5 protein-coding genes and 1 pseudogene are annotated in these 8,028 nt (G+C 45.2%); 3 read left to right on the top strand and 3 right to left on the bottom strand.

Going from position 1 to position 8,028, the window contains the following annotated elements; all coding sequences use genetic code 11:
* From H598_RS24080 to H598_RS26505, 3 genes and pseudogenes are all read left to right on the top strand, one after another.
* A partial coding sequence (locus tag H598_RS24080) for an IS3 family transposase (RefSeq protein WP_035415827.1) occupies nt 1-599 on the top strand: 599 nt, incomplete at its 5' end.
* Nucleotides 600-741: 142 nt separating this feature from the next.
* A pseudogene (locus H598_RS27180) lies at nt 742-1,011 on the top strand (transposase); the annotation flags it as partial.
* A 679-nt stretch (nt 1,012-1,690) separates the two neighbouring features.
* Entirely contained in the window at nt 1,691-3,610 is a 1,920-nt protein-coding gene (locus tag H598_RS26505; protein ID WP_156897009.1) for a hypothetical protein, read from the top strand.
* A 151-nt stretch (nt 3,611-3,761) separates the two neighbouring features.
* Here the strand turns inward: H598_RS26505 and H598_RS0111150 are convergent, their stop codons facing one another.
* From H598_RS0111150 to H598_RS0111135, 3 genes are all read right to left on the bottom strand, one after another.
* Entirely contained in the window at nt 3,762-4,547 is a 786-nt protein-coding gene (locus tag H598_RS0111150; RefSeq protein ID WP_084144429.1) for a helix-turn-helix transcriptional regulator, read from the bottom strand.
* A gap of 1,897 nt (nt 4,548-6,444) precedes the next feature.
* Nucleotides 6,445-6,693: a hypothetical protein gene (locus tag H598_RS0111140; RefSeq protein ID WP_028113091.1), complete on the bottom strand. Its 249-nt coding sequence runs from the start codon at nt 6,691-6,693 to the stop codon at nt 6,445-6,447.
* 42 nt (nt 6,694-6,735) lie between these two features.
* Nucleotides 6,736-7,905 (bottom strand): hypothetical protein, encoded by a 1,170-nt coding sequence (locus H598_RS0111135; protein ID WP_156897008.1) that lies wholly within the window; start codon nt 7,903-7,905, stop codon nt 6,736-6,738.
* Nucleotides 7,906-8,028 lie beyond the last annotated feature (123 nt).

Below are 8,028 nucleotides of genomic sequence, written 5' to 3'. Positions count from 1 at the left end.
GGCTCTACTGCGAGCTAAAGCTCAACAAACGACGCCGTGGCAAAAAACGGCTGCCCACTCGCAATCCAGAGCCACTGTGCGTTCCAGCCGCGGCCAACCAATGTTGGTCGATGGACTTTGTCAGCGATGCCCTGTTTTGCGGCAGACGCTTCCGGACCTTCAATGTGGTTGATGATTTCAATCGCGAGGCCCTGGCCATTGAGGTGGATCTGAATCTGCCGGCCCAGCGGGTCATCCGGGTACTGGAGCGCATAGTCGCTTGGCGGGGCTACCCATCCAGGATGAGGATGGACAACGGCCCGGAGTTCATCTCCGCCGCGCTGGCCGAGTGGGCCGAAGACCACGGTATTCAGTTGGACTTCATCAAGCCTGGTAAACCAACGCAGAACTCTTACGTTGAACGGTTCAACCGCACCTATCGGGATGAAATCCTCAACATGTACGTGTTCAAGACCTTGAATGAAGTGCGCGAATTGACGGACAACTGGATCTGGGAGTACAACGAAGAGCGGCCACATGACTCACTGGAAGATCTGACTCCGTGGGAGTATCTGGCCAAATCAACCACACCGGAAAGCTCTAATTATGAGTGCCACTAAAAGCGGGATGTTTACAACAGCTCCTCAATATGATGGAGCAACTGTGTGAATTGCTGCTGTTTCATACCTGAACTCCCAAAGCGGAGAGGTACTTTAAGTATACGCCTTCAACAGCTAACTAAAACGCAGTTTTTTTAAGGGCAATTGCTATTATACAATCATCACTAATACTGATACCCATCAGGTACTGTGGGTTGGTGGAGGCCATAACTGGAGAGCAATCAGACTATACTTCCCGAAGTTACGCAAGCATTGCCAGCACATCGAAGCGGTGGCTATGGACATGAATACCGCCTTCGACTTGGGGGGCACTACCCCAACGCCGAGGTGGTATATGACCTGTTACATGTTGTGGCCAAGTAAGTCCTGGATTGTAGGATCGTATGCGGGTGGACTAAGCCAACGAGTATAATCCGGACAAACCGCCTAGAAAAGCGTATAGGGAGGCCGCTGGGCGTTGCTATTGAACAGGGATAATATGACCGACAAGCAACATATCTATCTGGAGGATCTGCTGGCCGATAACTTGCCACTGATGGTTGTGTACCTGCGGGAATAGCTGAAGGAAATATGGTATGCCAACAGTCTCGATGTTGCTCTGAACCAGAGGCAACTATAGTGGCAGCGGTTTAAAGAGGGCGGCATAGAGCCACTCTTCCGCTTCGCCAAGAGGCTTAAACTAGATCTCAATGGGGTCATGGCCTCGTCAACATACCTTCAAGCTTGAGAGCTTGAATAACGAAATGAAGGTCATTAATCGCCTGGCTTATGGAAACCGGGACAAAGACTATATCTTCCTGAAGATACGCGCCTATTTTCTCGGTAATGTGCGATGAATCTTATATTTCCAATCGTCATAAGATTATGATTAAGAACAATTTATATATGTCCGACCTTGTACCATTATGTCATTAACGTGATCTTGTTCAAAATAATCGAGTTGCTACGCTGTTTTTATGATTTATCACACCTGTATTTTAGGTTCTAATCATAAATAATCCCAAAGGACTAATAGAACAGTTTTAGTAGTGCAGCCATGTGGTTTTGGCTAACTGCGTTAACTGTCATATAATAATCGGAGATCATAAATAGTGAAGTATAATGCATTAACTGGAGCTGTTGTTTTAACACTTTTTCTTTCGGCTTGTGGCGATGAAAATAGTTCTGCTTCTGAACAACCAAATCAAAAGCCGGATAATCCATTTAACAAATATTTAATGGTTGATGTAGACCATCAACCATTGTCAGTACGTAAACAGAGCGTTGCTATTGGCCGTTATAATGATGAAATTAAAGTTTGGTCTCGAGATGTCGCGCATGATGAGTTTGGCAATATTATTGATTCTTTTGATAAGGATGGTGATGGTCAAATTACAGTCTGGGATGCAGAAGCTGATGGAATTATAAATCCAGACTTGGATTACAAGGTTGTTAATTCTGATGATGTCGTTGAGTTTCTTGCAAATAACCCGGATGGACTCGGGCAATACAGCGCTCGACCAGATGTGTTCGTTGAAGGTCAGTATAGCATCTTTGATCTACTCAGATATATGGTTTATAACGATGATGGGCTCAAGTTTGAGTCAGTAATTCCCTATTCAGAATCAAAATATAAAACAACTGAATTTGTTTTGTCACAAGATGTTAATGGTGATGGTGCCTTTGATAGCGATGATGGAGAATACTTCTCGTCACCAAATTGGCACTTTCGTTTTAAAACAAGTGGCGGTGATTTTATGCGCGCGATTGGAGAGCCCAATGGAGAAGCATCCTATTTGCGCATGGATGAAATGTGGGCTCAAAATGATATGTCCATTCGCTTTCAACCTTTCCATGATGTTTTCACTTCTCGACTCCATTATCTATGGGAAAAAGAAGTTAATCGACTGGATGCGAATGGAGGGAAGTATATTCTTGAAAGTTTAGATGTGACACCCAGTGACGGTCAATCATATACCTATATAAAAAACCTAGAAGTTACTGCTCACAACCTACGGAGTGATGTATTCAAATCCGGAGTTATAACCGGTATTGATTTGTTTATGTCGGCCATTGATGAAGGATACGATATAAAATTAAGCTATTGGCCTGTATTGGATACAGGTGCTTCAGTAAATTCATATTCAGTTAATCATGTTGCGGGTGAAACATCATCAGTAGGTAAAGGATGGATGATGATGATCGGAGAGAAAGAGATTTTCAGTGATTATGGTAACTCTCTAAAGTCCTTGCCTAAGTGTAATTGGGATAAATCTGGTGCATCATCAACCGATAGCGCTTATTCAAGAAGTGATTGTTTGCAGGACTATCAATTTGGTTTTGGAGCAAATGTATTACACTTGATGACTGATGTTTATGTGATGAATAATCCAAAGCAGTTTGCACAAGTTGTTTGGGGCTCCCATTATCCACAATGGGGTATGGAAGAGTATAATGGAGACCAAGGTAGTAAGGAGTACGATTTTGGTAACGGTGACACTGCACGTCTAGAGACACTCGGCAAAGAAAGTAATCCTGATTCTTCAACCTTACTAACAGAAACCCATTATGGTTGGGGGAAAGCAAATTGTATGCTCTGTCACGATTCAGCTAGTGGTCACAAGAACGGTGCCCCATTGCCTGTAAATAGTGTTGATGGCTTTGATGAGCCGCAATCGTATTTTTGTGCAACATGTCACGGTGGTAATGGTGCACCAAGTGGGCATGGCGCGAATTCGCGTTGTTTCTGGTGCCATTCTCGGTCGAATACTCCAGATTTCCATGGTGATGCATTTGAGAAGCGGAGTGTACCTAGCATTCTTGATAAATTACATACTAATGCAAAAGGTGAGACATCCAATGATCCGTACTTTAACCATGAGTCTGGTACACATACAATGAGTCGTGATAAATCAGGAAATGCGGCATCGTATCCTGGTGAGGGAGTCTTAAGTGGCACCAACTCTGACTGGAGTATGTCGAAAGATTTCCCAGATCCGTATTCTTGTATGACATGCCACTCGGTTAATTAGCAATTGTTGCATTATTGAGCTAAAGAAAAGCCCCTTTTAGGGGCTTATATATAAACTTTTACAGCTTCAAATGGCTATTGACATGTGTGTTTTATACATCTATAGTGACAAGATTTTGGGTGTGTGTTCATAAATAATGAATTATAAACCACTATGAAATAATTCTATATTTAAATGATTTTGCAATTAACTCTGCATTGTTTTTAGCATCGAAGAATATTTTTAGTTTAGTAATGTGATAATCTACGCCACGTTCTGTGATAAATAATATCTTTGCTATACTGGCTCGAGAATGACCTTCGGCAATTAATTTTATTACTTCGTGACCTTTGTTGTTTATTAATCCCATACCTGTTAAAGGGTTTAATTCAGCCACTTTTCTGCTGCTAAAAACTAGATTGTGAAAACACTCAAGCTCTTCCAGTAGTTCCGCTCTTACACTGTTACAGAAAGAAGTTAACATGTCAGGATGTTTGTTACTCATAAGAAGAAAGCAGACAGTAAACTCAGGGTTCTCTTCATCATGATACCTATAAAAGAAGCGACTTCTAACACCATATTTATCCAATACCTTGCGGCATTGCAATGTCCCCTCATCACGGCCTTCATATCGGAAGATTAGATAATCATTATTTTGAACGCCCTTCATATTTGGTTCGTATTTGATGGCCTTGTTTGCGAATTCATTTCTTAATTTCTTCATTTTCACATTGGAAAATAAAAAATTGTGTCGCTTTTTATCTGTTCTTCCAGATGGATTTGTTCTTAATGATGAATTAGATAGGCAAATATTATTGCTTAATCCCACTATGTATATTCCACCAATAAAGTCGTAACTTTCTGTTAGTGACTCAAATATTGACTCTAATCGTTCGAGCCTATTGGGGTTAATATTGGTTGAAATGTTGTCTTTTATTTGCAGATAGTTAGTTGTCATTATACAGTCAGCACATTGTTCATTGTGTGATTTTATTTTACTTTTTTAAAGAAATCGTTGATCAGGCTCAAAAACACAACAAAACTATGATATCTCATAGTGAATTAATTAAAGGGGGCTTGAAATTGCGTAGCCTTGTGACGTGTGGTGTTCTTTTTATTTAATCAAGGTGACCTATTTTTAAGTCTGAGTGGTAACAAGTGATTTCAATATTGTTCATTTATACTTTATAAATTTGTGATCACCACAATTGACTTTTTGTTTTTACTATCCAATAATTACACTCAAATGTGACATTTAACTGAAGATTTAATTTGTTTAAGCATCGTGGAAATAAGAGGTGAGGAAATAAAAGTTGGCGAGAAATTAATGGTTTCTTGGCGAATAAATACCGTAAACACCAGTTGGAATTGGCCCGCTTTAGTGGAAATAACCAACCGCTTCATCTTCCTAGGCATTCGTCAATTCAGCTTTAATCAATTGGAAGGGGCTTGATAGCTGGAGTTGTCGAACATAGTGGCTTTCGTCATAGACTATTCTTGATTTTAAGCATCGGTAAAGGATACGTAGATACTTGAACGCCAGGCTCCTGCTAGCTCCTTGTAGTGGTTTGCCTGAGGCTCTTAGCCGTTGGTAGCTGGCATAAGGCAGAGTTTAGTCGGTTACCGATTTCTCTGCTCATTCAACAAAGGGTTGGCGAACAATTGAGTGCACTGCCAACGGAAATATACCAGCATTTCTTGCCACTGGGTTGGGTTGCTGGTGCAATCACTACTTGTTGCCAAACCTAGTCTGCAGACTGAAATTGTTCTCATTTTTCACCAAACGCGATGAGCTACCATGGGGCTAAGCATTATTCTTCATCGGGCGATGCGTCGAACACCTCTGAATCGGGCATGGTCTTAAACAGCGACTTAATTTCCTTGTCGTAGATTCGGGTGGCTGTTGATAGGTGTAGGATTTGTCCTGCCAAGGCCATTGCTTTAAGTTGATGGAGCATGAGCACGGACCAATCATCTGTGAGCTATTTGGCCTCGTAAAGCGCTTGTATGCGGTCTTCTGTTGGACCACCTCTCCGATTGAAGATGATCCGGGCAGAACGTTTATGCGCTGATTTCAGGCTTTGAAGCGATGGCCAGCGAAGTATGAACTCACAGAACAGATCGTCATCCCGGTGGGCGAATAGATCCAACAGCCGGGGATAGTAGTGCTTCAGACAACAGATCAGTCGATTAGCTAATCGGCGTCGATCTTGCAAGTATTTATGTGGCGATTCGACTATGCGTTTGAGCGAGCTTGTTCTCGTTCGAGTTTCAGAGGTCCACTATTTCCGAATAGCGAATCAACAGCTTCAGAGCATCTTGCGCATCGCTTGGGTCATCCTTGGCTGAATTGCGTGAATGATGTGGCCTTGCTTGAACTCGACTGCAATGGTTAGCTTGCTTTGAGCGAAATGGTGAAGTTCTTGTGGTCAACACTGGACAGCCTCAGGTGAGCTACCAATTTGAACACAAACATCGTGCTTTTATCTGCCAAACCAAAACTAACAATAGCTGAAATTTCCTACAGTTAAATATTGCTCATAACGTATTGCCCTTCATTTTGTTGATGGAGTTTGAGTTTTTCTAAACAAATATAGAGAGCCTAGCGGTATGCGAAGGGTGTTCGTTTCGGACTTAAGAAACCCAGCGGTTCGATAACAACGGAGTAATAATTTCAACGTTAGTGATGAATATTCGTGACGCTAGATGCAAGTCTCGTTGATCATGGCTAAAAGCCATCATTTTTTCTGAAGAAGTCGAGTGACCATGTTGTGGTGGAAGGAGTCGTTTTCCGTTACATCATGAGTATGAATCTTTTACATTCAACTTGCAGTAAGGTGTGCCTTTTGGACGGATTACAGGGTGCCGTCTTTCACCTTAGCAACCCGGGTTTCATAGCCCGACATGAAGTTAATCTCAGTCAGTTGCTCAAGTGTCTTCAGGCACGCGGTGCGCAGTTTGGCCCTGGACTGCGGCGCGGTGCCGTACAGGTAGCATAGCAGTCTGCCGCTTACCGTTTTACTGGCGCCCTTGGCGGCATTACGCCAGTTCTCGTGCATGTAGGTCAGCAGGCGCCGAGAGATCCACTTGAGCCTGTGGGGCATGGGCTGGGGCAGGATCTGGTACTGGCCGTTCTTGATCCGCTCCTAAATGGCGATGTGGAAGTAGGCTTGGTAGCGGAGCTCCCGATCGTCTTTGCTGCGTTCATCGAAGATGAAGCCGTTGAGGTAGGTGTCCCTCTTGCCTAGCTTCTGGCCATGGGGGCGCAGCTCCAGCGTCGATTTGGAGAGGGTTTCCAGCGCCAGCTTGACTTGGGCCAAACTTAGGGTGACGCCGAACAGTGACTTGATGGTCTTGAGTACCTCGGCGGCGGTGAACGACACCCCCAGCTTAGGCTGTTGCTCACTGGCCGGGCTCAGGTGCCCACCGCCGTCCTGAGAGGAGAGGTATAGCAGTGACAGCAGCACCTTTTCTTCGGTGTTGCCCGGCAGGCGGAACTCCATGCCGTCGCTGGCCTCAAGGACGGCCGGGGCGATGCTGATCTCCATGTCGTCGACACAGCGATTGATGATCTCGTTTTGTTGCTGGGTCACCCGGCTGAATATCGGTAGTAGCATCACTTGCATGATGTGGTTGATCTCATTCGGGTGCCGCTGCGACCACAGGCTGGATGCCACGCAGGGCGTCAGGGACTCCATGGCGGCCAGCTCTTTGAGCTGCATGCTGCGCCGGCACGGCAAGGTGTGGCTGAGGGTGCTGAGCTCACCGGTGACCTGGTCGTAGAGGTAGCAGCCACCGGCACCGTTATCGGCCCCCATGATCTTAGGTACCGCCAGTTCGCAAAGACGGCGCTCGGTGGACTTGAGCTGCTTCCTCTCCCTGGGTGCGTCGATAAGGTGGGTGTGGGGGCTGATCTTGTCCTGGTGAGGCTCCAGGTACAGTTTGACGGTCACAGCGTCACCGGAGCGGGGCTTGAGTCTGAGCCGCAGACACCGGTAGAACAGCAGCATGGCACTGTGATGGGCCACGTCGAGGGCGACGATGTCGTCTTCTCTGAGGTTGTACTGCAAGGCGCTATTGAGCAGATCCACCAGCATCGGCTGCAGGTCGTGCAAGCGGTTCATCAGCGGCGCGTTGTGAGGCGCCTGCGTGGCAGGGAAGCGGTGATTGTTGCCGACCCCGGCAATCAGCCGCGATCGATCCCAGTGTACCTGGGCACGAACAGCATGTGGCTTGAGGCTTTGGCAGTCGGCCGCCTGGGTGTGGCGCAGCATCTCGATGGTTGGCGCATGACCAAGCGTGACGAGCTCGTACATCAGCTCCGCTCGCACGGTGTTGTTGTTTAGCCCGTGGATCTCAACCAGTCGATATGCAAAAGTCTTAGCGGCCATGATGTCTAAGTTATACTTATAGATTGATTAAAAACTATTCATCTAAAA

The sequence above is a fragment of the Ferrimonas kyonanensis DSM 18153 genome (assembly GCF_000425405.1).
Lineage (GTDB): Bacteria > Pseudomonadota > Gammaproteobacteria > Enterobacterales > Shewanellaceae > Ferrimonas > Ferrimonas kyonanensis.
Note: the sequence above shows the minus strand (reverse complement) of the source record. Positions and strands in the feature narration are given on the sequence as shown.

Bases quoted from the DNA above. Each gene is read 5' to 3' on its own strand.
- H598_RS0111150 (WP_084144429.1), bottom strand. From the start codon at position 4,547: ATGACAACTAACTATCTGCAAATAAAAGACAACATTTCAACCAATATT.
- H598_RS0111140 (WP_028113091.1), bottom strand. From the start codon at position 6,693: ATGCCCCACAGGCTCAAGTGGATCTCTCGGCGCCTGCTGACCTACATG.
- H598_RS0111135 (WP_156897008.1), bottom strand. From the start codon at position 7,905: ATGTACGAGCTCGTCACGCTTGGTCATGCGCCAACCATCGAGATGCTG.